The organism is Streptococcus oralis subsp. tigurinus (genome assembly GCF_002356415.1).
GTDB classification, from domain to species: domain Bacteria; phylum Bacillota; class Bacilli; order Lactobacillales; family Streptococcaceae; genus Streptococcus; species Streptococcus oralis_F.
In genome coordinates, this window is the sequence record NZ_AP018338.1 from 1,251,451 (window position 1) to 1,277,981 (window position 26,531).

Consider the following 26,531-nt stretch of genomic DNA (forward strand, 5'->3'; position numbering starts at 1 on the left):
ATTTCTAACTAGTTTCTCTCATCATAGCATAATTTAAAGCTTTCTACAAGCAGTTGAAACTTGACTTTTGTTTTTTATTATTTTATAATCTAGTTATCAAAACTAGATAAAAAGGAGTTGGAAATGAATTCTAACTTTTCCTACCCAAAATGGGAAGACATTCCAAACATTGACCTCTATCTGGATCAAGTTTTACTTTATGTCAATCAGGTCTGTGACCCTGTCTCTCCAGATAAGGACAAGGGGCTAACAGCATCCATGGTCAATAACTATGTCAAACATGGTTACCTGACAAAGCCAGACAAGAAAAAATACCAACGCAAACAGATTGCACGTTTGATTGCCATCACCACTCTCAAGTCTGTCTTTTCGATCCAAGAAATCGCTCAGACACTGAATACTCTACAAACTCAAGCAAGCTCAGACCAGCTCTACGACGCTTTTGTGGACTACATGAACCATGGGATTGATCCAGAAAATCCTATTATCCAAACTAGCTGTCAAACGGTTAAACTCTATCATCAAACTCTAGACTTAATCCTTATCAAAGAAGAGGAGGAAATCCAATGAATACCAGTCTAAAACTCAGTAAAAAACTCAGTTTTGGAGAGGAGATTGCTAATAGCGTGACCCATGCTGTAGGTGCCGTTATCATGCTCATCCTACTCCCTATTTCATCCACCTATAGTTATGAAGCACATGGATTTTTATCATCTTTTGGTGTTTCTATCTTTGTTATCAGTCTCTTTCTCATGTTCCTCTCGTCAACCATTTACCACTCTATGGCCTATGGTTCGACCCACAAATACGTCTTACGAATCATCGACCATTCTATGATTTACGTAGCTATCGCAGGCTCTTATACGCCGGTCGTCTTGACTTTGATGAATAACTGGTTTGGCTATCTGATCATTGCCATTCAGTGGGGAACGACCATCTTTGGCATCCTCTATAAAATCTTTGCTAAAAAGGTCAATGAGAAATTCAGTCTTGCCCTTTACCTGATTATGGGCTGGTTGGTTCTGGCTATCATTCCTGCCATTATCAGTCAAACAACGCCAATTTTCTGGAGTCTCATGGTAACTGGCGGACTCTGTTATACAGTTGGAGCTGGATTTTACGCCAAGAAAAAGCCTTATTTCCACATGATTTGGCATCTCTTTATCCTAGCAGCATCTGCACTCCAATATATCGCGATTGTTTATTACATGTAAAAAAGTTGAGAATCTTTTCTCAACTTTTTTCTTTACACATATTGATAAAATACTGGTGCAAGCGAGCATCATCTGTCAATTCTGGATGAAAAGAGGTTACCAGCATATTTTTTTCTTGCGCAGCAACGATTTGATTATCAACTGTTGCTAGAATTTCTACACCCTCTCCAACACTACTGATAATCGGACCACGGATAAAGGTCATCGAAATCTTGCCAACTCCCTTACATTCTGCCTCTGTATAAAAACTTCCTAGTTGGCGTCCATAGGCATTGCGCTGAACCACTATATTCATAGTTCCAAGATGACTTTCTTCCTGAGAAGTGATTTCCTTAGCCAGCAAAATCAAGCCCGCACAGGTCCCAAAAACGGGTAATCCAGATAGAATGGCTTCTCGGATGGGAAGTAGCATGTTCTGGTCGCGCAAGAGCTTGCCCATGGTTGTAGACTCACCGCCAGGTAATATCAAACCCACCAAGTCACTCTGATGTTGTTGAAAATCCTCTAAATTTCTGATTTCGACACTCTCGACTCCTAATTTATCTAACACTTTTGCATGTTCTGCAAAGGCACCTTGCAAGGCCAATATTCCAATTTTCATCTATTTTCCTCGCTCAGCCATGAGAATTTGGATTTCATTCTCATTGATACCAACCATGGCTTCCCCTAGGTCTTCAGAGATTTGAGCCAAAATTTGAGGATTTTGATAGTTGGTTACCGCTTTGACAATAGCACTTGCTCGTTTAACAGGGTCGCCTGATTTGAAAATACCTGAACCGACAAAGACCCCCTCTGCACCCAGTTGCATCATTAGCGCAGCATCTGCTGGTGTTGCAACACCTCCGGCTGCAAAGTTGACAACTGGTAATTTTCCATGTTCATGAACGTATTGGACCAATTCTACAGGGACTTGGAGTTCTTTTGCTGCCACATAAAGTTCATCTTCGCGTAGATTTTGAATACGGCGAATTTCTTGATTCATCATACGCATATGGCGAACGGCTTGGACGATATCTCCTGTACCCGGTTCTCCTTTTGTCCGAATCATGGAAGCTCCCTCAGCGATACGACGCAAGGCTTCACCCAAATCCTTAGCTCCACAGACAAAAGGAACTTGGAATTCTTTCTTGTCCACATGGAAACGATCGTCTGCTGGAGACAGCACTTCACTCTCATCGATATAGTCAATCTCAATAGCCTCTAAAATCTGAGCTTCAACAAAATGCCCGATTCTGACCTTGGCCATCACTGGAATACTGACCGCTTCTTGGATTTCCTTAATCATCTTTGGATCACTCATACGAGAAACTCCACCAGCTGCACGAATATCAGCTGGCATCCGTTCCAAGGCCATAACAGCTGCCGCACCAGCAGCCTCTGCGATACGAGCCTGTTCAGGGTTCTGAACGTCCATGATAACCCCACCTTTGAGCATCTGTGCCAAGTTTTTATTTAGTTCATAACGATTTTCAGTCATTTCTTAATCCTCATCATTTGTATTGGTAGCTACCATTTCATTTTAGGCCAGATTAGAATGAAGTACAAGATAGAAAAACAATAATTGTCTGGGTACAGATGGATTAAAAAAACTATCTGACCTTAACTTAAGGCCAGATAGCTCAGCTATTGTTATTTTTCAGCTGTAAGTGCAGCCATTGTGATGTAGTTGTATGGTTTGTTGAAGTGTGGCAAGAAGAATAGGTCTGTCAAGGCCAATTTATCGATTGTTACATGCTCTTGGATAGCAAGTGAGAACATATGGATTCCCATACTGATAGCAGCATCATGTGAAACCATTTGTGCACCAAGGATTTCGCGGCTGTCTTTATCAAAGACAATCTTGATGGCAACTTCGTGGTTGTCATGCTTCATAAATTCTGGTTTTTGAAGATCATTAAAGCCAGTTTCAGTTGCATTGTAACCTGCTGCTTTTGCTTTTTCAAGAGTCAAACCAGTTGAAACCATGTGAAGACCATAGATTGAAATACCGTTTGATCCTTGCACACCGATTCCTTCCAATTCATGTCCACAAGCATTGTAAGCACCAACGATACCAGTACGTACAGCGTTAGATGCAAGAGCGATGTAGCTAGTGTCTTTACGAGCATTGTCATAAACAGTCGCACAGTCACCAACAGCGTATACACCTGGGATAGATGTTTCTTGTTTCTTGTCTACAAGGAAGGCACCGTTGCGGAAAAGTTCAATCTTACCGTCAGCAAGAGCTGTGTTTGGACGGAAACCAACTGCAAGAACCACCATATCTACATCAAATGTTTCTTTGTCTGTTACCAAGCGTTCAACTTTACCGTCACCTTGGATGGCTTTAACTGTTTGACCGAGTGCCAAACGGATGTTGTGGTCTTCCAAGTTCTTCGCCATCATTTGGGTAAAGTCTTTGTCATAGTAGCCGTTCAAAACAGTGTCTACGATATCAACAAGCACCACTTCTTTTCCAAGACGTTCGAAAGCTTCAGCCAGCTCAACACCGATGTAACCACCACCAACAACGGCAATGCGCTCAAGGTGTTTGCTCTTGTCAGCAAGTTTTTCGATGACTTCTTCTGCATTTTGGTACAACTTAACAAATTGAACATTTTCAAGAGTCGCTTTGAATTCGCGGTTACCCTTAACGATTTCTACACCTTCGATTGGAGGCAAGATTGGAGTTGAACCAGTTGCAAAGATTAATTTATCATAAGACTCTTTGTGTTCTTTACCTTCAACTTCAGCAGTCACAACTTTGTTATCGTAGTCAATTGAAAGAACTGGTGAGTTCATGTAAATTTTAGCACCTTTTGCTTCCAATTTTTCTTTATCAGAGTAGAAGAGACCTTCTGGGCCATCAATTTGTTTCCCGATCCAAAGCGCCATTCCACAACCAAGGAATGAAATATTTGAGTTTTGGTCAAATACTACGATTTCGTTCTCATGACCAAAGTTATCCAACATTGTATTAATACAAGCTGTACCAGCGTGGTTAGCACCAACTACAACAATTTTACTCATAGAAAAATTCCTACCTTTAAAATTTAATTTACTTCTCTAGTATAACATTTACTGTTAGCGTTTACAAGGTATTTGCTTAGAATTCTCTTTTTTTAAGCAATTTTAAGCTTTATTATATTGATTGTTTTGAGTTTCTATCCTTTTCTTATATTTTTTGAGCATATTTCTTGACTTTTTGTCAAAATCCATTTGTGAAAACGCTGACTTTATGGTATGCTAGTTACATGGAAATAAAATGTAAGGGGTTTAATTTTTCTTTAACCAACTTATATTGAATGATTTCCTATGAAAAGAAAGGAGCTGGTAGCTTGCCTCTTCATTCACGTTCTGAACGGCTAATGGGAACAACTATCACGATTTCATTAGTAGATGAGCGGGCAGAAATCCTGCTTCAGGGCGCTTTTGACTTGCTTAAGGAGCTCGAATACCGCTTCAACGCCAATAGTCAAGAATCCGAACTGATGGAAATCAACTACCAGGCTGGAATCACACCTGTTAAGGTTCATCCTGACCTGTTTGAACTGATTGCTCTTGGACTAGAGCACAGCCTAGCTCCCTCTAGCCATCTAAATATCAGTATCGGTCCCTTGATTCAAACCTGGCGAATCGGATTTGCAGATGCGCGACTTCCAGAGTTAAACGAAATTGAAGCTGTCTTGCCACTAGTTGACCCACATTTTATCAAGTTAGATCCGACTAACTCTACTGTCTTTTTAGAGAAGAAAGGAATGAAGCTTGATTTAGGTTGTTTAGCCAAGGGCTATAGTGCAGATAAGGTTGCCCAGTATTTGAAAGAACACGGTGTCACCTCTGCCCTGATCAATCTCGGAGGAAATATTCTCACCATCGGGAACAATCAAGCCAAAGAAGGGAAAGCCTGGCAGATTGGGATTCAAGATCCGCGAAATCCTCGTGGCAATCATCTCCTGACTATTCCTGTGTCTAACAAATCCGTTGTCACTTCAGGTATCTATGAACGCCACCTGACAGTAGATGGAAAAGACTATCACCATATCTTTGATAGTGAGACAGGATTCCCTGTCGATACCAATCTTGCTAGCCTAACGATTGTCTCTGATAAATCCGTTGATGGTGAGATATGGACAACGCGCCTTTTCGGAGAACGAAGCGCTTCTATCCTCTGGCAAGTCGAAAGTATAGATGGTATTGAAGCCATCCTCATCGACAAAGAGGGACGCCTTGTATGTTCTTCAGGCCTTCAAAATTGTATTATGTAAAAAGAGAAAGGAAATCTCATGCTAAAACTTATTGCCATTGTTGGAACGAACTCTAAACGTTCTACAAACCGCCAATTACTCCAATACATGCAAAAACACTTCGCCGACAAGGCTGAAATTGAACTCGTTGAAATTAAGGACATCCCTGTTTTCAACAAACCAGCAGATAAGCAACTTCCGGCTGAAATTCTTGAGATTGCAGCTAAAATTGAAGCATCTGACGGTGTGATTATCGGTACTCCTGAGTACGACCACTCTATCCCTGCAGTTTTGATGAGCGCTCTTGCTTGGCTATCCTATGGTATCTACCCACTTTTGAACAAACCAATCATGATCACTGGTGCTTCTTACGGTACTCTTGGTTCATCTCGTGCTCAATTGCAACTTCGTCAAATCTTGAACGCTCCTGAAATTAAGGCAAATGTTCTACCAGATGAATTCTTGCTTTCTCACTCTCTTCAAGCATTTAACCCAAGTGGAGACTTGGTTGACCTTGATGTTATCAAGAAATTGGATGCCATCTTTGATGACTTCCGTATCTTTGTGAAGATTACTGAGAAATTGCGCAATGCACAAGAATTGCTTCGCAAAGATGCTGAAGAATTCGACTGGGAAAATTTGTAAGATAGGAGACCGAAAGAATGAAATTTGTTGGACTTGTTGGATCAAACTACGATCAATCATATAACCGCAAACTCTTGGAATTTATCCGTCGCAATTTCAAATTCAAATTTGAATTAGAAGTCCTTGAAATCGACGAAGTTCCAATGTTTAACCAAGACGAAAAATGGGACGAAAGCTTCCAATTGCGTTTCTTGTATAACAAGATTACACGTGCTGATGGTGTCATTATCGCTACTCCTGAGCACAACCACACTATCTCAGCTTCTCTCAAATCTGTACTTGAATGGCTTTCATACGAAGTTCATCCATTTGAAAACAAGCCTGTTATGATTGTGGGTGCATCATACTATGACCAAGGAACATCACGTGCACAAGTTCACCTTCGTAAAATCCTTGATGCTCCAGGTGTTAATGCCTACACGCTTCCAGGAAATGAGTTCCTTCTTGGTAAAGCCAAAGAAGCTTTTGATAACAATGGAAACATCACCAACGAAGGAACTGTTAAATTCCTTGAAACTTGCTTAGATAACTTTGTAAAATACGTAGGAGTCGTTTCGAAATTGAAAAAACCAAAACCAATCGAACCAGAAGACTTGGATTGTGGAAAACCAATTGCTACAACCATTACAGAAGTTGATCCTGACGATCCAGAATGGGTAGAAAAAGTTGCTGCAATCACTGGAGCTGTTTCTGGTGATACCTATGTCAAATTGGACCACGGTATCTTGACAGTTAACCAAATCGATATGTTCTTGAAAGCTATGCCATTTGAATTGACATACGCTGACGACAACAACCAATTCCTCTACTACAACAACGCTCACCAAGATCCAGACACCATGTTTGCTAAACGTGTACCACCTCAATCAGGTAACCGTATGTCGACGGTTCATGGATCTCTTCCACCAGCACGTATGAAAAATGTAGAGTGGGTTATCGGAACCCTTCGTAACGGAAACCAAGAATACGTCCGTACGATCGTTCCAGGTTCTCCTGCAGGTGTCATCAACACCCACAACTACCAAGCAATGTACTATCCTGACGGATCATACGCTGGTATCAATGAAATTGTCTTTAACTTCCAACCATGGCTTGACTGGTACCTAAAAGAGACTGGTCAACGTTTGGTAGGTGGTAGCGGACCATTTGCTCCTGCTGCTGGAGGACATGGAAATGCTGATGCTACTTCTGGCGCTTCTGATTCAGGTGATGCTGGAGGCCACGGTGGTGGCGCAGACGCTACTTCTGGTGCAAGCAACTAAGAAACTCAAAAGGAGCCAAATGGCTCCTTTTTTTGCTAATAACAAAAAAGGGTTTTGTAAATCATCAACAAAACCCTTTCATTTTATGAGTTGGGATCATCTAAACTGCGACCATGTAAACCTTTTTCACGTTGCACTTGGCGTAGTTTTTCTGGCGTTACGTCATTTCCTTCCTCATCCACAATTTTAATTCCTTCAATATGGTGACGAACAGCGCGACGATAGCCTTCGATATATTCCTCACGAAGTTTAGCTTGTTCCACCTTTTCAGCAGAAGTTAAGCCTTCTGTTTTTTTCTTTTTAGCGAGCTCGTTGATACGAGCGATTTTTTTTGAATCCATGTTTATCTCCTTTATAAAAAGATACAGTTCGTTTAATAGAGAGTCTACTTGGTATTGATTTGGTTAAAGCGTGCAAGCTTAGCTGCTTTCTTGGTTAATTGCGATAGGATGGACAATCGATTTTGACGAATATCTTGATCATCGGTCATTACCATAGTATTCTCAAAGAAAGCATCAATAACTGGACTAAGCGCAAAGAGTTGTTCTAATTGCTGACTTGCAGTCCCTGATAAAACGAGTGATTCTACTGCTTCCGCCAAGGCTTTCTCTTCTTCATTCTCAAAGAGAGCAGAATCAACCGTGTCAGTTCCTTCCGCTTTCTCAGCCAAATTGAAAGCACGTGAGAGGGATTCGACAGACGGTTTGAAGTTTTCTTCCTTGCTTGCTTCGACAAGAGCACTTGCTACTTCCAACATATCCGCCACGACAAAGTTCGAACTTGCAAGGACTGCTTCCTTGATGTCTTTTGGAGTTGAACCCATCATCTTATCGACACGAGCCTTGATAAAGTCCATGACCTCTGCTTTATTTTCATAAGTTAAGCTGTCGAATTTCAACGTATAAAGGCTATCAATCAGCTCATCCATAGCAATGTGCCAACCAAAAGCATCCAAGATACGAACTACACCTTGAGTTGCACGACGAAGGGCATAAGGGTCATTAGAACCTGATGGAATCAAGCCTACTGAGAAGAAACTCAAAATCGTATCCAATTTGTCTGCAATGGCTAGAATGGCTCCAATCTTGCTCTCTGGGAGAGCTCCGTCCGCTGATGTAGGCATGTAGTGTTCACGAATGGCAGCCGCAACTGCTGGAGTTTCACCAGCAAGGAGGGCATATTTCTCACCCATAATTCCTTGGAGTTCATCAAACTCACCAACCATCCCTGTCAACAAGTCAAACTTGTAAATGGATGCTGCGCGGGCAAGATCAATCGTTTCATCCACTGATAAACCAGCTTTTTCCGCCAAAAGGACGGCAATCTTACCTGTACGAATCATGTGTTCACGAAGGGAACCAATCTTTTCATGGAAGGTCACATGGTTCAATTTTTCAACAAGATCTGAAATGACCAATTTTTGGTCTTCACGCCAGAAGAATTCACCGTCTTCCAAGCGGGCAACTAAGACTTTTTCATTTCCCTTGATGACATTTTCCAAATGCTCTGCATTTCCATTACGAACTGAAATGAAGTTTGGCAAGAGCTTGCCATCTTGATCACGAACAACGAAGTAACGTTGGTGTTCTTTCATCGAAGTCACCAAAACTTCTTCTGGAACTTCAAGGTATTTGGCATCAAAACTTCCCATAAAGGCAGTTGGGTATTCAACCAAGTTCAAGACTTCATTCAGTAAGTCAGCATCAATTTCGATACGTACACCATGTTCAGCTTCGATTGCCTTGATTTGGTCAACAATCATTTGCTTACGTTCACGTGGATCCGCGATTACAAACTGTTCACGAAGGTCTTCTTCGTAGCTCAATGCTGACTGAATCTTAGTTTCTTGTCCCAAGAAACGATGACCGCGACTCATACGCCCCCCCTTGATATCAAGGAAATCCAAATCAAACTCTTGCTCGTCCAAGAGAACTGTCAAAGTGTGTACAGGGCGGATATATTCAAAAGTATTGTTAGCCCAGTGCATGCTGACAGGGAATGTCAGTGACTTCAAGACATCTACTACACCTGGAACAATGGCTTTAACTGGTTGCCCCACTTCTTCCTTGGTAACATAGACATATTCTTCACCCTTGATTTCACGGAATTCAATATCTTCAACCGTCAAGCCTTTTCCACGGACAAATCCTTGGGCTGCTTTGGTGAAGTTTCCATCACTATCCAAGGCGATTTTCTTTGCTGGTCCCTTGAAATCTTCTGTCAAATCAGATTGCTTGTCTGCAAGCCCAGTCACACGAACAGCCAAACGACGTGGTGTTGAGAAGGTTTGAATGGCTTCAAAAGACAGGCGGTTTTCCTTGAGGAAGGCTGCCATTTTTTCACCTAGTTGTTTTTCGCTTGGAGTTACTACGTAGGCTGGTAACTCTTCAAGACCGAGTTCTACTAATAAGTTTTTTGTCATGTTTTTTCCTTTACATTTTCTTCAATCTTTTTTGATATGCACCTTATGTACTGGGGACGTCGCTAACTAACTTTTGTGAGTCTGTAAGGAAATCTTATACCAAATAAACTAAGATTTCCAACAGTCTCATCAAAGTGGATTTAGCTGACTGATTTTTGAACCCAAGGTTTCAAAAATCCCCACATAACAGTACGGCGGTGCATATCTCTCTAGCAAGTCTTCGACTTGCCTTTAACGATCTTTAGGCACAGTATTACTTACTATTCTGCGTCTTCTGCTAGGAGTTTCGCTCTTGTTTCTTCATCCAAGAGTGGGTAGCCTAGGCGTTTGCGTTCTGCGACAAAGGTTTTGGCTACTACACGGGCTAAGTTACGGATACGGGCGATATAGCCTGCGCGCTCAGTTACAGATACGGCACCACGTGCATCAAGTAGGTTAAAGGTGTGTGAACATTTGAGAACATAGTCATAGGCAGGGTGAACCAATCCTTCTTCCAAGGCACGACCAGCTTCTTTTTCAAACTTATCAAAGTTTTCCAGCAACATCTCTTGGTCCGAAATTTCAAATGAATATTTTGAGTGCTCGTACTCAGGCTGGATAAAAATTTCTCCATATTTTACGCCATCGGCCCACTCGATATCATAGACAGAGTCCACTTCTTGAATGTAAGAAGCCAAACGTTCCAAACCATAGGTAACTTCCGAAGTCACAGGGCCAGTTGCCAATCCACCAACTTGTTGGAAATAAGTGAACTGAGTGATTTCCATCCCATCAAGCCAAACTTCCCATCCAAGACCAGCTGAACCAGTAGAAGGGTTTTCCCAGTTGTCCTCAACGAAACGAATATCGTGTTCCAAAGGGTTGATTCCCAATTTTTCTAAAGACTCAAGGTAAAGTTCTTGGATATTTGATGGAGAAGGCTTCATGACCACTTGGAATTGGTGGTGTTGGTAGAGACGGTTAGGATTTTCTCCATAACGACCGTCAGCAGGACGACGTGATGGTTCTACATACGCTGCATTCCATGGCTCAGGCCCAATAGCACGAAGGAAAGTGTAAGGACTCATCGTCCCCGCACCTTTTTCATTATCATAAGCCTGCATGAGCATACAACCTTGGTCATTCCAAAATTGTTGCAAAGTCAAAATAATTTCTTGAAATGTTAATTTCTTAGACATTGAATACTCCTTAATAAAAAATGATTTTTTGCGACACGAGTCTGCCTTGTCGATTATACGAGGCAAGACGAGTTAGTACTGCGTCTAGCTCAGGGACTCTAGTGCTGAGCGTGGGGCAGTCCGACTGTAAGGAGGTCTCTGCCACTGACGCAGTGGAAAGTCAATTTCTTAGACATTGTTTACTCCTTTTTTATAAATTCTTATGACTTTGGATGCAAAAAGAACCGTGTCTTTGCTCCTAAGTCTGTGACCTAGGGGCGTCAGAAACGCGGTTCCACCCTAATTTATTACTTCATTGTTTTTAAAAATACGACAGAAAGTGCCAGTTTCTTACCTTGTTCTACTTGGCTCCCACTACCCCAAGCTCGCTTGAAGAACGCCATAAGACTTTCTTTCCTAGCTAGTATTATAGCAGATTTTCTAGTTAGTGTAAACCAAAAATGAGTCTGAAAACAAAGTTCCAGACTCATTTAATAGTAAAGCTTCAGAAACTCCTGTTTAAGGATGTCTTTTCGCTTTTGGTTTTTTGCCATGTAGATTTCTCTTGGCTTGTTTCAATGCTGTAATGGCATCTTTGACATCTTCTTGGCTCGCTCCTGGATCATTAAGGAGTTCCTGTGCCTCTTTAAAAGTTAGAAGATAGGCTGCTTTTTCTTTCTTGTCTGCATAGATAAATCTCGCATTCTTTTCTTGGAAAAGGCGTTCATTCTTGACCAGTTTCTTCAGACTAGAGAAGTCAGTAGCTTTGCCATTTAATTTGCTTTTAGCCGTCGCTAGGGCAATGAGAGATTGGTCAATTTGATCCTGTTTGACTTTAGGATCCACAGCTAGTAAGGCAATTTCTTGGAAGGCACGATCATAAGCTCGACGTACTTTTTCCTTGGCATTAGCATATCGTCCAGTTTTAGTCGTTGCATAGTAAGCTTTCATAGCTTCTTTCAAGGCTGTAACGTTCGAATCTTTTCCATCCAAAGCTTTACCAGCAGCTTCAAGACTAGCGAGAACGCCATCAATCAATTCTTGTTTCAACTTGCTTGACAAGGCTGACTGCGCAACTTGGAAAGCTTGGTCATAAGTTTTTCTCTTATCTGCACTACTATTAAAGTAGCGAGACGTTTCTACCAGTTCTTTTTGTTGATTTACCGCAGCAATCAAGGCCAACTTAGACACAACAGATAGACGCAAAGCATTATTTCGACCTGGCTGAACGAGCAAGGAAACGAGATCTTCAAGGAGTTCATATCCAGTTGGCAAGGTGACTTGTACAGTATAACGACCTGTAGCAACTTTCTTACCGAAGGCGTATTGACCGTATTTTTCAGCAGGAAGAGTGATACTTGTCCCATCTTTTCCTTTCAAAACTACTGTAGTCGTCTTTGGAACTACTCGATTGAAGGAAACAGACACAGGTGCATATTCTAGGAGATTTGCTAGGAAGGTAATGGTTTGGAAACTATTTTCTTCCGTCAAGTCAAACTCTTGGGACAAGGCACTGATAAATTTCAATTCTGTTCGGTCATAACTGAAAATTTCTGCTGTATAATGACCAAACTGTAAGAAATGAATCGCTTTTGTCTTGTCAACATCAACATATTGCCCCTTGCTATTTTTGATTCGATAGACGTAGAGGGTATCAATATCCTGATTTGTTTTTGCATTCTTCAAGGCAATTTTCACTCGACCACTATTTTGATCGCGGACAAGTTCAGCAAGTGAGATATAGTCTACATTTCCTGCATAGTCCTCTACAAGATAGTAAATATTAGCCTTGTCAACATTCTTAGGAAGTGTATAACTACCGTCAGCATTGGCCTTAATCAGATGGGTGTTCTCAAGCGCACGAGTTCCAGACTGGTCTTTCTCAGATAGAACCATGGTCCCTTTCTGGTCAAATGGGGTGAGGTAGAAGACTTTTTCTGAAAGGATACCGCCTTGACCCACATCTTTTGGTTTGCGAGCTACGAATTCTTGATTTCCATCTTTAAAGCGAATATAACCACTTGTGATGACAGGTTTTTGAGTATCAATTTGAATTTTAAAGGTCGTGTATTGTTCTTTGGCTCCTGGAACGTCTGGTGTGTAACTAATAACATAGTCATATAAACCATCCGCAACAGTATTGCCATCAAAATCCTGGCCTCTCCAAGCAGTATTATCTAGAATATAACTCTTCAGATTTCTACTGTCACCATCAAAATAATTTTTACGCAGATCCTTTGCATCGCCCTCCCAAATAGGATGTTCATGCTTGGTATCCGTAGCCGCATAAACTGTAGCACGAAGATTTACAAGATTTCTCAAAGCAACCGTTTTGTATTCAACCAGGTCTTTGTTTCCATCATCATTTGGAGAAATGGCAATACGGACATTCCCTTTTTCGTCCAACTGAAGAACATGCTTACCTTCAGCATTTTGTTCAATCCCAAGAACGGTAATTCGGCGTCCTTGGCGTTGACCTTTAGAAACAAGAAGGTCATTTTGCAAGGTTGCGAGATAGGTGGCATCATTAGAGTAGTTAACGGCAGGATTTTCCTTGTCTATTTCCGTGTAAAATCCATTTTTCCCTTCTCGAACAAGATTGTAAATTGGTTTTTCGACAGCGGGGAGATTTTGGAATTCACCTCGGAAGCCCATAAATGCAAGACTCACAATATCTCCATCATCTGCTGGATCTACAAAGCGAACAAACCCTTCAAGGAAATAGCCATTTGGCATTTGTTTGCTGAGTTCAGCAGCAAATTTTCGAGCATCCACTTTGACAGTGACTGTTTGACTGCTGTGGGCTTTGACAGTCACTTCAGGCCAGACTGTCTCCGTTAGTTTTCGAGGTCGAAGGGTGAATTTTCCATCTTGGACCTCATCTGTATTGGTATTCACAACCATCTTGAGAGTACGGTCAGTATCTGAAATATTGTGTACAGTGACCTTGAAAGTAAATTGATCTCCAACATTTCCCAAAGTCACACTTGGATAACCATTTTCACCCGTTACATAGAGGTCAGTTGACACTGCAGCAGCTGTATCCACAATACCAGAACCTTGCTGACGAGGAGAGGTATAAGTGCCTGTGTCCTTATTAACATGTGGTTTTGCAGTTGACATGATCAAGGCCTTGACAGTCTCTGATACTTGCTCAGGAGTCAATTCTGGATGGTGTTTTTGAAGGTATTCCTTAACCAGAACTGCAACACCCGTAACGTGAGGAGCCGCCATACTGGTTCCGCTGATACTACCATAGGTATTGTCATTAAAAGATGAGTAGATATTGCCGCCAGGAGCTGTCACGTCTGGTTTCAATTGTCCATCGGTGGTCACTCCCCAACTTGAAAAGTCAGATAGCTGATTGGCTACATCAGAAGGACGATTATCCATCTTACCATTAAAAACAATCTTGTAGTTTCCTGATTTTAAGGCTTCACCATACTGTTTAGAAATAAATACAGAAGGAATTTTCTTTGCTTCATCATCAATAGACATATTGATGTTTGCACCTTCTACATTATTGTAGATCAAAGCACCAACTGCACCGTGTTTTCGTGCATTTTTGATCTTCTCTGAAAAATTCATAGATCCACGCTGAATGAGGGCAAGTTTCCCAGTTAAATCCAACTTCGCAAAGTCTTCTTCACGACCTAACCCTGCTTCGACGTATTCGTACTCTTTTCCTTTTTCAAAGTCCTTATCTGCTTCAGGTTGATTATAATCAAATTTTCCGTTATGAAGGCCGGCATTTCCCTCTAGACCTTTAACTTCAAAAACGGCTGTTGTCAATGTTTTATTGTTGACAGAAGCAACTGAAATCGAATCCTCAACAGTGGATGGATTTCCAACCAAGCCATAGTCTGGGTTTTCGGCTAGTGGTTTTGAATAACCATTTCCAAATGTATTGCTATTTCCTGCTGAGATAAGAACAGATACTCCCTTGGCACGAGCGCGTTTGATGGCATCCACAATATCAGAACCAGCATCCACCATAGAACCTGTGCTAGATCCCAAACTCATATTAATGGCATCTGCTCCTAAGGCAACTGCGTCATCAATCGCCTTTACATAAAGGGCAGAACTAGTCGTCTTTTGGCTATCTGAAAAGACACGCATAAACATGACTTGGGCTTCTGGCGCCACACCATAGACCTTTTCACCATTTGGTGCTTCTTTATCAGGGTTTCCAGCCGCAATCCCTGTTACGTGCATCCCATGAGAAGTTCTTTCTGCTTCTTTGATCTTATCCGTTCCGTCAAAGTAGTCATAGGCATAGACAACCTTATCGCTATACCATTTACCGTAATCGATTCCAGCAGCCTTTTTAGCTGCTTCGATGGCTTCCTTGTTTTTAAATTTTGCTTTTGACGGGTCTGAAATTCGAAGAACCTCATGATTCAAATCAAGCCCAGAGTCAATAATGGCAACAACGGTCCCCGTCCCCTTGTAACCAGCCTTCCAAGTTTTTGGTACTGTGATGATATCATTGCTTGAAAGACTATTGGGTTTTGCAGACTCAGCTTTTTCTTGTTCTTTTTCAGTAGTTGCCGTTTCTCCAGTAGTTTTAGGAGCTGTCGTTGCTTGAGCCTCTTTTTTCTCCAACTCAGAAGCCTTCTCTGTGGCAGGCGCCGGACTGGTAGCGACTGTTGTTTCTTTTTGGACGACAACTTGATTTTCTTCTTTTGCAACTGCGCTATCTTTTCCTGATTCTTGAGCTTCAGCAGTTTTATCAACCGGAGCTTCCACCTTAGCTTCTTGTTTACTAGCATCCTCTTTAGAAGTTTCAGCTTCTTGTTTCTCTCCAACTACTGGAGCTATCACATTAGTATTGGTTTGGTCAGTTGAAAAGTTTGAGCGCTTATCGTCTTTCAGCTCTGTCTTGATTGCCTGAGTTTGGGCTTGATTTTCACCTGTACTCTGCTCATTGGCACTGACTTGACTTGCTCCAAAAACCAATGCAGTTCCCAATAAAACTGAAGCAAGACCAAATTTGTATTTCCGTAATGAAAAACGTTGTCGTCTATTCATAAATAATCTCCTTTTTCTTTAAAGTATACCTATTATAACGCAAATAATCATAAATTTTCATAAAAATCTGAATTGTCACAAAAATGTAATATTTACGTATATATTTTGCTTATTTAATTTTATCATTCGTGTTATTTGCTCCATCAAACCAATATTTTCTAAATTCGTTCCTATATTTCAATCCATAAAATTATTTTATTATACAAACAATTTAGATTTTTTATACACAAAAAGACTAGGATTTAAAAATCCTAGTCTTTGTTATTTCGGTATAAATAGATTTCACAAACTAAAAATCCATCTCATCCACACGAGGTGCGCCCGAAGTCACTGAAATTGTCTTTAAGATTTCTCGCTCGTCTTTGCTGAGTTCAATTCCAAAACAGTCAAGATTGCTCTGGATACGAGAGGCTGTCACTGACTTAGGTAGGGGTAAAAAGCCTTCTGCCAAACTCCAAGCCAAGGCGATTTGAGCCACTGATTTCCCATGCTTAGCAGCAATTTCTTGGACTTCTTTCTGTTCAAACAACTCTCCTTGGCCAAAAGGTCCCCAAGCCTCTAAGAGAATTCCTTTCTCTCTACAGTAGTCAACCACTTCCTCTTGATAAACTCCTGGTGCCAAGCGCACCTGATTGACCGCTGGAATGACTCTTGCTGTCTCAAGCAAGGCATCCAAATGATGGGGAAGGAAATTACTAACGCCGATAGCACGGATTTTGCCTTCTTGGTAAAGGTCCTCCATCGCTCTCCAGACTTCAGCATTGCGAGTTTTCCATTCGTCATTTTCTCTTAAAGGTTTTGGATTTGGCCAATGGATAAGGTACAAATCTAGATAATCCAATCCCAGTTTTTCCATTGATTCTTCAAATGCTTGGCGTGCTTCATCATAGCTGTGATTGATATTCCAGAGTTTGGTCGTTACAAAGATTTCTTGTCGTGGAAGACCGCTATCTCGAATAGCGCGACCAACACTTTCCTCATTTTTATAGATAGCTGCAGTATCGATATGTCGATAACCATCCTTTAAGGCTTCTAAAACGGCTTGGTAGGCTACCTCACCATTTTCAGCTTTCCATGTTCCAAATCCTAGTACAGGAATTGAAACTCCATTATTAAGGGTGTAAGATTTCATCGTTTTTCCTTTCTATGTGAAGAAAATCTAAAGAAACAAAATCCTGATTATCAGAACACTTGCCCCTTTAGATTTTAACAATTATTGATCACGATCGTAATAGATCTCGTGAGCTTTTAAGCGAGAATTGAGCAATTCAGGAACGGTCACAAATGTATAACCTTGTTCTTTCAGATATTCTATAATCTTTGGAAGAGCATTAACCGTAGCGCCATGAATATCATGCATAAGAACAATCGATCCATTACGAACCTGATGCTGAATCTCTGTCAAAATGGCTGTCTCATTCTTACTCTTCCAGTCCAAACTATCCACATCCCACATGATAAAGCTCAAGTCCAGACTGTTACGGATATCATCTGTAATGGCACCATAAGGCGGACGCATGAGTTTAGAACTTGATCCTAAAACTTTAGTTAACAAATCTTCTGTATCCGTGATTTGCTTTTTAGCATCTTCGAGGGATAATTTAGAAAGGACAGGATGATCCCAGCTATGATTTCCCACAACATGGCCTTCCGATTTCATTCGTTTCAGAAGATTTTCATTTCCTGCTATGTTTTTTCCAAGTACAAAGAAGGTCGCCTTTACACCGTACTTAGCCAAGGTATCCAAAGCTTGTGGAGTTGTAGTCGAATTTGGACCATCATCAAAGGTCAGGGCTACAACTTTTTTATTTTTCTGAGCAAAGTAAGCTTGATAGAGTTCAGCATCCTTTTCTAATAGATAAGAGGACTCAATGACATCAAAGAAACTGGATATTGGTAAAGCAATTTCTTCAACAGTCTCTTCAGAATTAGCAGGATAAAGGATGATTTGACTATCTTTATAATCAAAACTCCAAGATGATAAGTCCTGATCTGTGAAGTTTTTTACAACTTGATCAATTTTTGCCTGGTCAAGTTTCTTATCTTCTAGAGTTGATTTGACCTGACTCAGTAAGAGTTCCTTAGCCTTGCTTGCATCTTTGAAGAGTTTGCTGAGGTCAAAATCTTTCCCATCTTCAGTCAAGAAAATTTTTCCTAAAGAAGTCTTTTCTTTTTCTTCAACCTTAGATGCAGACAAATCGTAGACTTGCTTACTGATATTACGAGCAACAACTCCCTTTAGGACGGGATCCAGCTGCTCAGTATAATAAAAGACCAAATCCTCTTTATCTTCTAGCTTTTCTTTGATATCCTGGTTGATTTTTTCTCTAATAGACGCAATGACTTCCTCTCCTTGCAGAGGGTAGTAGGCAATCACCTCAGCTTGCCCTTTTCGGAAATGGTCCTTCTGACTACCTGAGTTGAATTGCTGGTCCTTTTCGCTTTTTAACGCTTCAATTTTTTGTTCATAAGATTGCTTTTGTAGAACCTTGTAGCCAATGGCACTTCCCAAAAGAATCATAGCGATTCCTAAGATCCCAACAAAGGAAAGCAATAACCTTCTCTTTTTATCGTGAGAAACACGGTTCATATTTTTCTTCATATTTCCATCATATCAAATCAAGGCTATTATTTCAATGATAAACAAGAATTCTGACTTCTTTTTAGAAAGTTCCCTAAGATTCTATAATGAAAAGTAACACGATAATCAGCAGCAAGAATCTTATTGATTAATTATCCCAATTTGTAAAATTAAGCTAGACAGAAAAAGCCATCTATGTTAGGCTCAGATAAACACCACATTTGTCTGAAAGGAACTAACATAAATGACCTATACACATCTTATCACAAACGAGCTTGTTTAACCGCAGCAAGAGGTTTACGAGAGAGTAGGTCTTTATCGTTTGTGAAGTGTAGACGGTATTCACCTAAGATGTCGCCATTTTCAGCTTTCGCGATGACACGAACCGGCTCACCTTCACGAACGCTTGGAACAACTGTCGCGAGACCATTGTTGCTAACACTTGCTGTTACTGCAGGAACTTTGCCATCTACAGACTCAAGATAGTAGTCTGTCAAATCAGGATTGAAGTTTGCTAAGTCTTTACCGTCAACTTGGATTCTTGTTTGTCCTTGTTTGGCTGCCGCAACTTGTTTCGCAAAGATTTGTACCTCTGTGATAGATGTTCCTTTCTTGCTATCAAGTCGAACCATACGAATACGGACAGCATAGGTTTCAACTTTATCAAAGCTAAAGTGATTCATTTCTCCAGCTTTTAATTGAGCTGGTGCTTTGAGATTGGTAACTGGTTTCCAGTTGGCTGGATCGTTAAATACATGGTTTTCCTCACCTACAAAGCTAGGGTTTTTAGGAGCTGTTGGAACGGTCTTACCGACATAATACTCGATCACATAAGACTTCGGTGCACCAACTCCATGGTCTTCGTGGAATCCGACACTTAGATTATCAACTGAACGTTTGCTCAAGATACCTGAATCTCCGAATAGGACACCGACTGAAGCTTCTAGATTACTACGATTCCAGTTTGTCCAACGGTTAGCTGGGCGGTCATTAAAGGAAATCAATTTATCGTTGACGTTTGAAACAGGATCAGTTGGATTTGAGTCTGAAGCAAAGGCAAGTGGCAATTCTGAACCGGTCCATTGGTCAGAAATATTTGCACCTTGCTCAGTTTGAGCAGATACGCGAACATGGAGTTTAGTTGTTAATTGCGTACCTTCTAGGTGACCATTAACTGTAAAGACACCTTCCTTGGCGTATTGCTCTGGACGAATCGTATCCCAAGTAACCTTATCTGATGAAACGTGACCATTTGAATCATAGGTACGAACGCTTTCTGGTAATTGCGGTGCTTCTGCGATTTGGGTTGTCACACTAACTTCTTCAACTGAAACGATACCTTCTACAGATACTTTAGCACGCGCTTCAAGATCAATTCCTTCAACTTTACCTAGAACTTCAAAGGTTTGATAGTGATCGAGTTTTTCTTTTGGAATGGCTTGCCAAGTGACTTTGTGGGCTTTAGGGAAACCTTTGTCATACTCAACTGTTACTGTTACTGGAAGACTTGGTTCCTGATGCAAATCTGTGACTACATTTACTGGACGGATAGATTGCGCAACCTTCGTCTCAGTATTAGCCTGGATCGTAAGATCGATTTGACCTGTAGTCCCCTCATATTCTGCTTTGAGAGTGACTGTTCCTGGCTTATGTAACTCAAGCATTCCTTTACGAACTGCGGCTTCACCTTCACCACTTGTAGAGAAGCTTACTTTATCAGCTGGTAAAACTGCTTGTGTTCCGTCTTGATAATGAGCTCGAACCGACAATTTTACTGTCTTGTCTTCTTTGAGATCGTCAGCTTGCTCTACTTGTAGGCTCAAATGGTCAATTTTCGGTGCTTCTTCAAGGAATTGAATTGCATAGGTTTGAAGAGGGCCACCATCTTTTGGTTGAACATAGATGCTTGCACGCATGCCGTTTGCTACACTTGCTTGGACTACGGTAACATCCGCATTTTCAGCACTGGCTACGACTTCTGGCAATTGGGCACCATAAGCAAGAGTTCGGTATTGCATTGGATTTTGGCTAGTAAGACCAGTGACTGCTTCACCGCCAACAGTAACAGTTGGCACTACAGGTGCTGTAGCACTTCCTTCTTCAACCACAAGAGTTGCGTGAATAGTCTCACCACCCAGTTGGCCAGTCATTTGAATACGTGATCCTGCAACTGACAGTTTAGCTTTATCTGCTTCCGCAATCTCCCACTTATCAACTTCGTATTCTTGAACGCTTCCATCCGTTACAGAGATAGAAACATATTTATCAACAGCACTCAAGTCTGTTCCTGGAGCAACACGTTTAACAGTTGGTAGTTCTTTCGCAATTGCTAGAATTTCGACACGGGCCTCAACTTCACGTCCGTCTGCCATACCTTTAACAGTCACAACTCCTGCTTGGCTCACATCAACTGAAGACCAAGTTACTGGACGTTTTTCACGACTGCCATCACTGTAGATAAAACCGACTGTCTTCGGCATTTTCGGTTCTTTCTCAATAACAGTACGTACTTTTGGTACCTCTGTTCCGAGAACGGTCTTTTCTTGGTTTTCTTTTTTACCAGTAAAGACAGTGACTTGGTCCGATTTCAAGAGATTTGAATGGGCTGTTAGTGTGAATTTACCTGCTTGTTCAGTTGATTTGACAATGGCAACACCTTTACCGTTAAAGGCTCTGCGGATCCAAGAACCGTCTGGTTGCGCCTTGTAGCGTTCACGGCTGGCTTGTTCCCCATTATCAACACCGACCAGTTGACCTTGTCCATGCAATTGGAAACGAACCAAATTATTGGCAGTTGGTACCACATTTCCTTCACTGTCTACGATTTCGTAGTAGATGTAAGTCAAGTCTTTTCCATCTGATGCGATTGCGTGTCCTTCCTTGACGAGGCGAACACCCGCTGGTTGGCCTGCAGTCGTAATCTTATCACGTGCAATTTCTTTTCCAGCTTCATCGCGAGCTACAGCTTCCAAGGTACCTGGTTGGTACGCAACCTTCCACTCAAGATAGAGTTCCTTAGCATTGGCGCCTTCTTGGTAGGTACGGCCATCACTGGTTTGTTTTTTGTTAAACTTCTTAACTCCGAGAGATTGACCGTTCAAGAACAATTCAACACTTGCAGCGTTTGAGTAAGCACGAACTGGGATTTTTCCGTCTGAATCTTCAACTTTCGATGCCAATTCTCTATTTTCCCAGTTCCAGTGAGGTAGAAGGTGAACCATTGGTTTCTTCTTGACAGAAACCCATTGGCTTTGGTAGAGATAGAAGTCATGTTTTGGAATACCGGCTGTATCTACGATTCCAAAATAAGAGCTCTTAACGGGAGTTTGGTTTTGGTTGTGCCATGGTGTAGGTTCACCGATATAGTCCGTACCTGTCCAGATAAACTGTCCAGCATAGCCAGCATTGTCACGGTCAAAAGTCCATGAATCTGTTGCCGTTTTACCCCAGTTAACTCGGTCATTACCATAGTCAGACTGTTCGTAATGACGTTCAGGTCCGTTGCTATGTTTCAATTCACGTTCAGGACGATAATAGCTGCCACGCGTACGGGTTGCTGAAGATGTTTCTGAACCATAAATCAACCAGTTTGGATGTTTCGCACGAAGTTTCTTGTAGTTGTCTTCTGAGTAGTTGAAACCAACCGCATCCAGTTCATTAGCAATCTTCTCATGATCACCACTACCATCACCAAAGCGGAACTTATCTGCTCCCATAGTAACATAACGTGTAGTATCAACATCTTTAATCACTTTTACTAAGCGTTTAACCGTTGCAAGAGAGTGAGCATTACCATTGGCTTCACCGATTTCGTTACCAATAGACCACATAACAACAGCAGGATTGTTTTTATCTCTTTCTACCATTGTTCGAAGATCGTAATCAGACCATTTTTCACCTTTTCTTGCTTCAGGGTGAGTAGCATCTTTTTCAAAGAAACGTCCGTAGTCATAAGGTTTCTTACCACCATACCAAGTATCGAAGGCCTCTTCCTGAACCAGCAAACCAAGTTCTGCTGCGATTTGCAAGGTCTGTGGACTTGCAGGGTTATGAGTTGTACGGATGGCGTTAACGCCCATCTCCTTCATTTGTTTGAGACGACGGTATTCTGCCTTATAGTTTTCTTCTGCTCCAAGCGCTCCGTGGTCATGGTGCAAGGAAACACCATGGAATTTAATGCGTTCACCATTCAAAGAGAAACCTTCATTTGGAGTCCAATGATAGTAACGGTAACCAAACAAATCTTTCTTAGCATCAACCAATTGACCGTCACGGTAAACACGCGTAATCAATTCGTACAAGGCAGGTTTATCATTTAAAACTGTCCAGAGTTTTGGTCTTTCAACTTCTAGAATCGCATCAAGGCTTGTTGATTCATGTGCTTTCAAGGTACGGCTCGCTGTACGAACCAAACCTGTCACAGCCTGACCACCACGTTCAACGATTTGATACTCTGCAACCAATTCATGGTCTTTATCATCTGTATTGACGATTTTGCTGGCTACATGAGTTTCAACCTTGCCATGTTGCTGTTGTTCAAGTTTTGGTGTTAAGATGGTTGTTCCATTTTTCTCAACATGAACCTTATCTGTCACTTGCAAGGTCACATCACGGTAGATACCACTACCTGAGTACCAACGGCTACTTGGTTGTTTATTGACAGCATGGACAGCAATCACATTCTCACGACCATCTTTGTGAAGGTATTTGGTGATATCGTATGAGAACTGGTTATAACCATTTGGATAATGCCCCACTAACTGGCCATTGACATAGACTTGAGAGTCCATGTAGACACCATCAAAGGTCACTCGAACATTTTTCTTGAGATCTTTTTCATCAAGTTTAAAGGTCTTGCGATACCAAGCTTCACCACCATTGAGCTGTCCACCCTCGTTTTGGGCAGGTGACTGATGGTCAAAATCGTTAAAGATACTCCAGTCGTGTGGGAGATCCAATTTTTGCCATGGTGATACGTCAGCATCTGATTTCACAGCTTCTTTAGGATTCGCATTGAGTTTAAAGTGCCAATTTTGATTAAAATTCACTTTTCTGTCTTCAATCATTTGATTTACTTCTTCATTTGTCGCAGCTTTCAAATCTTCCTTAACAGGCTTTTCTTGACTTGAAGCTTGTGATTCTACCTTTGGATCATTTTCCTCAGGTTTAGAAGATGCTTTTTCCTCTTTCAGAGTTATAGCTTCATCTTCTTTCACCTCTGGTTTACTTGCTTCAATGGGAGCTGCTTGGCTTTGATCCACACTTGCAGCCACGTTCTTCTCTGCTACTGCTTGATCCTGTTTTTCCTCCACTGCTGGACTTTCTTCCTTTGCTTGTTCTACAGTGTGCGCAATAGGAGTTTCATCCGCAAAAACAGGTGATGCTCCAACGACACTTCCTCAAAATAGAACAGTGCAGGTTCCAATCATGACAGAGCAAGCTCCTACAGCAAACTTACGAATACTGTAGACTCTTTTACGATTCCAAAAGCCTTTTTCCATAAAATCCTCCTTTAGTAACCGCTTCCATTTCTTTGTAAGCTTATTACTTTTTTCATAGCCTTTTATCCTTATTTTATAAAATAATATAGGAAATTTCAATACCCTAAACACAAAAATCATATTTTTGATTGTTTTTTCTAAAATTTGTAGAAGATTCAAAAAATGTGAATGTAGATTTAGGACAAAAACAAACATTTTTTTGGCACTCAGTTAGATATTATAAAAAAGTTCCGTACAAAAGGAACTTTTTTACTTATAATTAAAAGTTTCTCCTGCCAACTTATCAGCTAGCTTTGGAAAGAAAGTATAAAACTTATGAGCTAGATTCAACAAAACTGGGAGATTGAGTTCCCGTTTGTTTTTTCCTATGATTTTGACAATCTTTCTAGCAACCGCATCTGGTTCTAAGAGAAATCGGTCAACCGACTTGAGGTAGCTACCATCTGGGTCTGCCTGGTCAAAAAAGGAAGTACGAATCGGTCCTGGATTGACTGTTGTCACATAGACTCCATAAGGCATGAGTTCGAGGCGCAGAGCGTTGGAAAAACCAATAGCTGCAAACTTGGTCGCTGAGTAGAGACTGGACTTGCTAGTCGCTATCAAACCTGCCATGCTGACGATATTGATGATATGGCCTTTTCGGCTTTCTTTCATTCGAGCCGCAAGACGACGAGACAGATTCATCAGAGCAAAGGTATTGACCTCAAACATCTGGTGAATGTCTTGATCAGAGATCCGGTCGAAATCTTCAAAAATTCCATATCCAGCATTGTTAATCAAGACATCAATCTTGCCATAACGGAGATAGAGGTCAGCTACCAAAGCTTCTATGGCTGAGTCATCAGTAATGTCGATTTCAATCCATTCCACATTAGGATGATTTCCGTAGAGTTGTGCTAGTTTTTCCTTGTTTCTACCTAGTAAGATCAGTTGGTCATTTGGCAAGAGTTTGACCATTTCTTGGGCTAAGCCACCGCTTGCCCCCGTGATGATGAAGGTTCGCATCTCTATTCCTTTCAAAGTATTGGTCAATTTAATGAAATCTTTTTCCAGCTAAATAATGAGCATAAGCTTGATCAATGGCAGGTGCAGACAGATGATAATCCTCCCAGCTACCTAAAAATTCTAAAGGCAAGTCATATAAGTCATTGACTACAAATTCGGAATAATCAGCCATATACTGATGTTCATAATAGTCATTTACAAAAGCCTGAAAATCCTTTTTGATATCCATTGTTCCCAATTTACCATCGCACCAGTCTAAAAGATAATCAACACCCAAAGTTTGCTCGTCTTTTACACTTTGGAATATCGTTTCTTCATCAGTAGACATCATTTCTTTGGCATCATGCTGGGTGAGCCAAGTAACGAAAAAACCGATATGGTTCGCAGCCCAACGATAAATCTCCCGATAATCTTTTTGAGTTAGCTCTTCTTTGTGTAATTGATAGCTGTGCAAGTAATTGGTTAATGCATTTTCAAAATACCAATCCGCTTTATCTAATAAACGATTTTCAACAGTCATCTTATTTCTCTCTCAACGAACTATAACATTATAACTCAACTTCTTCCAAGTCTTTGACGACATGAACATTTTCAAAGACACTAGCAGCATCTTTCTTAAGCTGACTAATATCCTTTGATAGGAAGCGGGCACTGATATGGTTGAGCAAGAGGCGTTTGACTCCTGCTTCTTCCGCTACTTGTGCAGCCTGCATATTGGTTGAGTGACCGTGATTGCGGGCAATTTTCTCATCGTCCTTGCCATATGTGGACTCATGGACTAGGACATCGGCGTTAACAGCCAGACGCACACTAGCATTGGTTTTGCGGGTGTCACCAAGTATGGTGATAATCTTACCAGGACGGGGAGCTGAGATATAGTCAGCTGCCTTGATTTCAGTCCCATCTTCTAGAACAACATCCTGACCGTTTTTGATTTTTCCAAAAAGTGGGCCAAATGGAACACCAGCAGCCTTAAGTTTTTCAGCATTCAAGGTACCTTCAAGATCCTTTTGCATGACACGATAACCAACACAGAAAATAGTGTGGTCCAGTTCCTCTGCATACACAGTGAATTTATCGGTTTCAAGGATTTTCCCAAGAGAATTTTGGTCAAACTCATGGAAATGAATGCGGTAAGGCAGACGAGAACCGGACACACGAAGGCTAGTTAAGACAAATGACTTGATCCCTTGAGGTCCATAGATTTCCAAATCTGTCTGCTCTTCATTGGCCTGAAATGCACGGCTAGAGAGAAATCCTGGCAATCCAAAGATATGGTCTCCGTGCAAGTGAGTGATAAAGATCTTGCTGACCTTACGGGGTCGAATCGTGGTTTCTAAAATACGATTTTGCGTACCTTCGCCACAGTCAAAGAGCCAGACTTCGTTAATCTCATCCAAGAGTTTGAGGGCGAGGCTTGAAACGTTGCGGGCTTTAGAGGGCTGACCAGCCCCCGTTCCTAAAAATTGAATATCCATTCGATACTT

The 26,531-nt window shown here is 41.2% G+C and carries 17 protein-coding genes and 1 pseudogene; 5 read left to right on the forward strand and 13 right to left on the reverse strand.

Going from position 1 to position 26,531, the window contains the following annotated elements:
- The first annotated feature begins 123 nt into the window (after nt 1-123).
- Together STO1_RS06385 and trhA are read left to right on the forward strand one after the other, a co-directional pair.
- The gene (locus STO1_RS06385) at nt 124-570 is read left to right on the forward strand and encodes a DUF1836 domain-containing protein (protein ID WP_007521446.1); all 447 of its coding nucleotides are present in this window, start codon (nt 124-126) and stop codon (nt 568-570) included.
- Nucleotides 567-1,214 carry a PAQR family membrane homeostasis protein TrhA gene (trhA, locus tag STO1_RS06390; protein WP_001097972.1) on the forward strand — a complete coding sequence of 216 codons (648 nt, stop codon included), beginning with the start codon at nt 567-569 and terminating at the stop codon, nt 1,212-1,214. The genes STO1_RS06385 and trhA overlap by 4 nt, the downstream gene beginning before the upstream one ends.
- A 19-nt stretch (nt 1,215-1,233) precedes the next feature.
- On the opposite strand, the gene pdxT is transcribed toward trhA, so the two are convergent.
- From pdxT to nox, 3 genes are all read right to left on the reverse strand, one after another.
- A complete protein-coding gene (pdxT, locus tag STO1_RS06395) occupies nt 1,234-1,815 on the reverse strand; it encodes a pyridoxal 5'-phosphate synthase glutaminase subunit PdxT (RefSeq protein WP_096422457.1) in 582 nt (193 codons plus the stop codon).
- A complete protein-coding gene (gene pdxS, locus STO1_RS06400; protein ID WP_096422459.1) occupies nt 1,816-2,691 on the reverse strand; it encodes a pyridoxal 5'-phosphate synthase lyase subunit PdxS in 876 nt (291 codons plus the stop codon).
- A gap of 152 nt (nt 2,692-2,843) precedes the next feature.
- A complete protein-coding gene (gene nox, locus STO1_RS06405; protein ID WP_000036768.1) occupies nt 2,844-4,223 on the reverse strand; it encodes a H2O-forming NADH oxidase in 1,380 nt (459 codons plus the stop codon).
- Between the two features lie 308 nt (nt 4,224-4,531).
- On the opposite strand from nox, the gene STO1_RS06410 reads away from it, so the two are divergent.
- From STO1_RS06410 to STO1_RS06420, 3 genes are read left to right on the forward strand one after another with little or no spacing between them, the layout of a single operon-like run.
- The gene (locus STO1_RS06410; RefSeq protein WP_007521439.1) at nt 4,532-5,461 is read left to right on the forward strand and encodes an FAD:protein FMN transferase; all 930 of its coding nucleotides are present in this window, start codon (nt 4,532-4,534) and stop codon (nt 5,459-5,461) included.
- Between the two features lie 18 nt (nt 5,462-5,479).
- On the forward strand, nt 5,480-6,085 hold the full coding sequence (locus STO1_RS06415) for an NADPH-dependent FMN reductase (protein ID WP_000915933.1): 606 nt from the start codon (nt 5,480-5,482) through the stop codon (nt 6,083-6,085).
- Nucleotides 6,086-6,102: 17 nt separating this feature from the next.
- Nucleotides 6,103-7,347, forward strand: a complete 1,245-nt coding sequence (locus STO1_RS06420) for an NAD(P)H-dependent oxidoreductase (RefSeq protein ID WP_007521437.1) — start codon at nt 6,103-6,105, stop codon at nt 7,345-7,347.
- Nucleotides 7,348-7,430: 83 nt separating this feature from the next.
- Here STO1_RS06420 and STO1_RS06425 read toward each other — a convergent pair whose 3' ends face one another.
- The 10 genes and pseudogenes from STO1_RS06425 to rnz form a co-directional block, all read right to left on the reverse strand.
- Nucleotides 7,431-7,688 (reverse strand): DUF896 family protein, encoded by a 258-nt coding sequence (locus STO1_RS06425; protein ID WP_000377481.1) that lies wholly within the window; start codon nt 7,686-7,688, stop codon nt 7,431-7,433.
- A gap of 44 nt (nt 7,689-7,732) precedes the next feature.
- On the reverse strand, nt 7,733-9,769 hold the full coding sequence (gene glyS, locus STO1_RS06430) for a glycine--tRNA ligase subunit beta (protein WP_061588073.1): 2,037 nt from the start codon (nt 9,767-9,769) through the stop codon (nt 7,733-7,735).
- Nucleotides 9,770-10,029: 260 nt separating this feature from the next.
- A complete protein-coding gene (gene glyQ / locus STO1_RS06435; RefSeq protein ID WP_007521433.1) occupies nt 10,030-10,947 on the reverse strand; it encodes a glycine--tRNA ligase subunit alpha in 918 nt (305 codons plus the stop codon).
- Between the two features lie 498 nt (nt 10,948-11,445).
- A complete protein-coding gene (locus STO1_RS06445; protein WP_096422461.1) occupies nt 11,446-15,957 on the reverse strand; it encodes a S8 family serine peptidase in 4,512 nt (1,503 codons plus the stop codon).
- Nucleotides 15,958-16,246: 289 nt separating this feature from the next.
- Nucleotides 16,247-17,089: an aldo/keto reductase gene (locus STO1_RS06450; RefSeq protein ID WP_096422463.1), complete on the reverse strand. Its 843-nt coding sequence runs from the start codon at nt 17,087-17,089 to the stop codon at nt 16,247-16,249.
- A gap of 81 nt (nt 17,090-17,170) precedes the next feature.
- On the reverse strand, nt 17,171-18,559 hold the full coding sequence (pgdA, locus tag STO1_RS06455; RefSeq protein WP_096422465.1) for a peptidoglycan-N-acetylglucosamine deacetylase PgdA: 1,389 nt from the start codon (nt 18,557-18,559) through the stop codon (nt 17,171-17,173).
- A 245-nt stretch (nt 18,560-18,804) separates the two neighbouring features.
- Nucleotides 18,805-24,039 (reverse strand): annotated as a pseudogene (locus STO1_RS06460) (Ig-like domain-containing protein); the annotation flags it as partial.
- Nucleotides 24,040-24,288: 249 nt separating this feature from the next.
- Complete coding sequence (locus tag STO1_RS06465) at nt 24,289-25,044, reverse strand: SDR family NAD(P)-dependent oxidoreductase (RefSeq protein WP_096422467.1); 756 nt, start codon at nt 25,042-25,044, stop codon at nt 24,289-24,291.
- 28 nt (nt 25,045-25,072) lie between these two features.
- A complete protein-coding gene (locus tag STO1_RS06470) occupies nt 25,073-25,564 on the reverse strand; it encodes a DUF7832 domain-containing protein (RefSeq protein ID WP_096422469.1) in 492 nt (163 codons plus the stop codon).
- Nucleotides 25,565-25,592: 28 nt separating this feature from the next.
- A complete protein-coding gene (rnz, locus tag STO1_RS06475) occupies nt 25,593-26,522 on the reverse strand; it encodes a ribonuclease Z (RefSeq protein ID WP_096422471.1) in 930 nt (309 codons plus the stop codon).
- Nucleotides 26,523-26,531 lie beyond the last annotated feature (9 nt).

Bases quoted from the DNA above. Each gene is read 5' to 3' on its own strand.
- glyS (WP_061588073.1), bottom strand. From the start codon at position 9,769: ATGACAAAAAACTTATTAGTAGAACTCGGTCTTGAAGAGTTACCAGCC.
- STO1_RS06415 (WP_000915933.1), top strand. From the start codon at position 5,480: ATGCTAAAACTTATTGCCATTGTTGGAACGAACTCTAAACGTTCTACA.
- glyQ (WP_007521433.1), bottom strand. From the start codon at position 10,947: ATGTCTAAGAAATTAACATTTCAAGAAATTATTTTGACTTTGCAACAA.
- STO1_RS06385 (WP_007521446.1), top strand. From the start codon at position 124: ATGAATTCTAACTTTTCCTACCCAAAATGGGAAGACATTCCAAACATT.
- STO1_RS06445 (WP_096422461.1), bottom strand. From the start codon at position 15,957: ATGAATAGACGACAACGTTTTTCATTACGGAAATACAAATTTGGTCTT.
- pdxS (WP_096422459.1), bottom strand. From the start codon at position 2,691: ATGACTGAAAATCGTTATGAACTAAATAAAAACTTGGCACAGATGCTC.
- STO1_RS06420 (WP_007521437.1), top strand. From the start codon at position 6,103: ATGAAATTTGTTGGACTTGTTGGATCAAACTACGATCAATCATATAAC.
- STO1_RS06465 (WP_096422467.1), bottom strand. From the start codon at position 25,044: ATGCGAACCTTCATCATCACGGGGGCAAGCGGTGGCTTAGCCCAAGAA.
- STO1_RS06470 (WP_096422469.1), bottom strand. From the start codon at position 25,564: ATGACTGTTGAAAATCGTTTATTAGATAAAGCGGATTGGTATTTTGAA.
- STO1_RS06450 (WP_096422463.1), bottom strand. From the start codon at position 17,089: ATGAAATCTTACACCCTTAATAATGGAGTTTCAATTCCTGTACTAGGA.
- nox (WP_000036768.1), bottom strand. From the start codon at position 4,223: ATGAGTAAAATTGTTGTAGTTGGTGCTAACCACGCTGGTACAGCTTGT.
- pdxT (WP_096422457.1), bottom strand. From the start codon at position 1,815: ATGAAAATTGGAATATTGGCCTTGCAAGGTGCCTTTGCAGAACATGCA.
- STO1_RS06425 (WP_000377481.1), bottom strand. From the start codon at position 7,688: ATGGATTCAAAAAAAATCGCTCGTATCAACGAGCTCGCTAAAAAGAAA.
- trhA (WP_001097972.1), top strand. From the start codon at position 567: ATGAATACCAGTCTAAAACTCAGTAAAAAACTCAGTTTTGGAGAGGAG.
- rnz (WP_096422471.1), bottom strand. From the start codon at position 26,522: ATGGATATTCAATTTTTAGGAACGGGGGCTGGTCAGCCCTCTAAAGCC.
- pgdA (WP_096422465.1), bottom strand. From the start codon at position 18,559: ATGAAGAAAAATATGAACCGTGTTTCTCACGATAAAAAGAGAAGGTTA.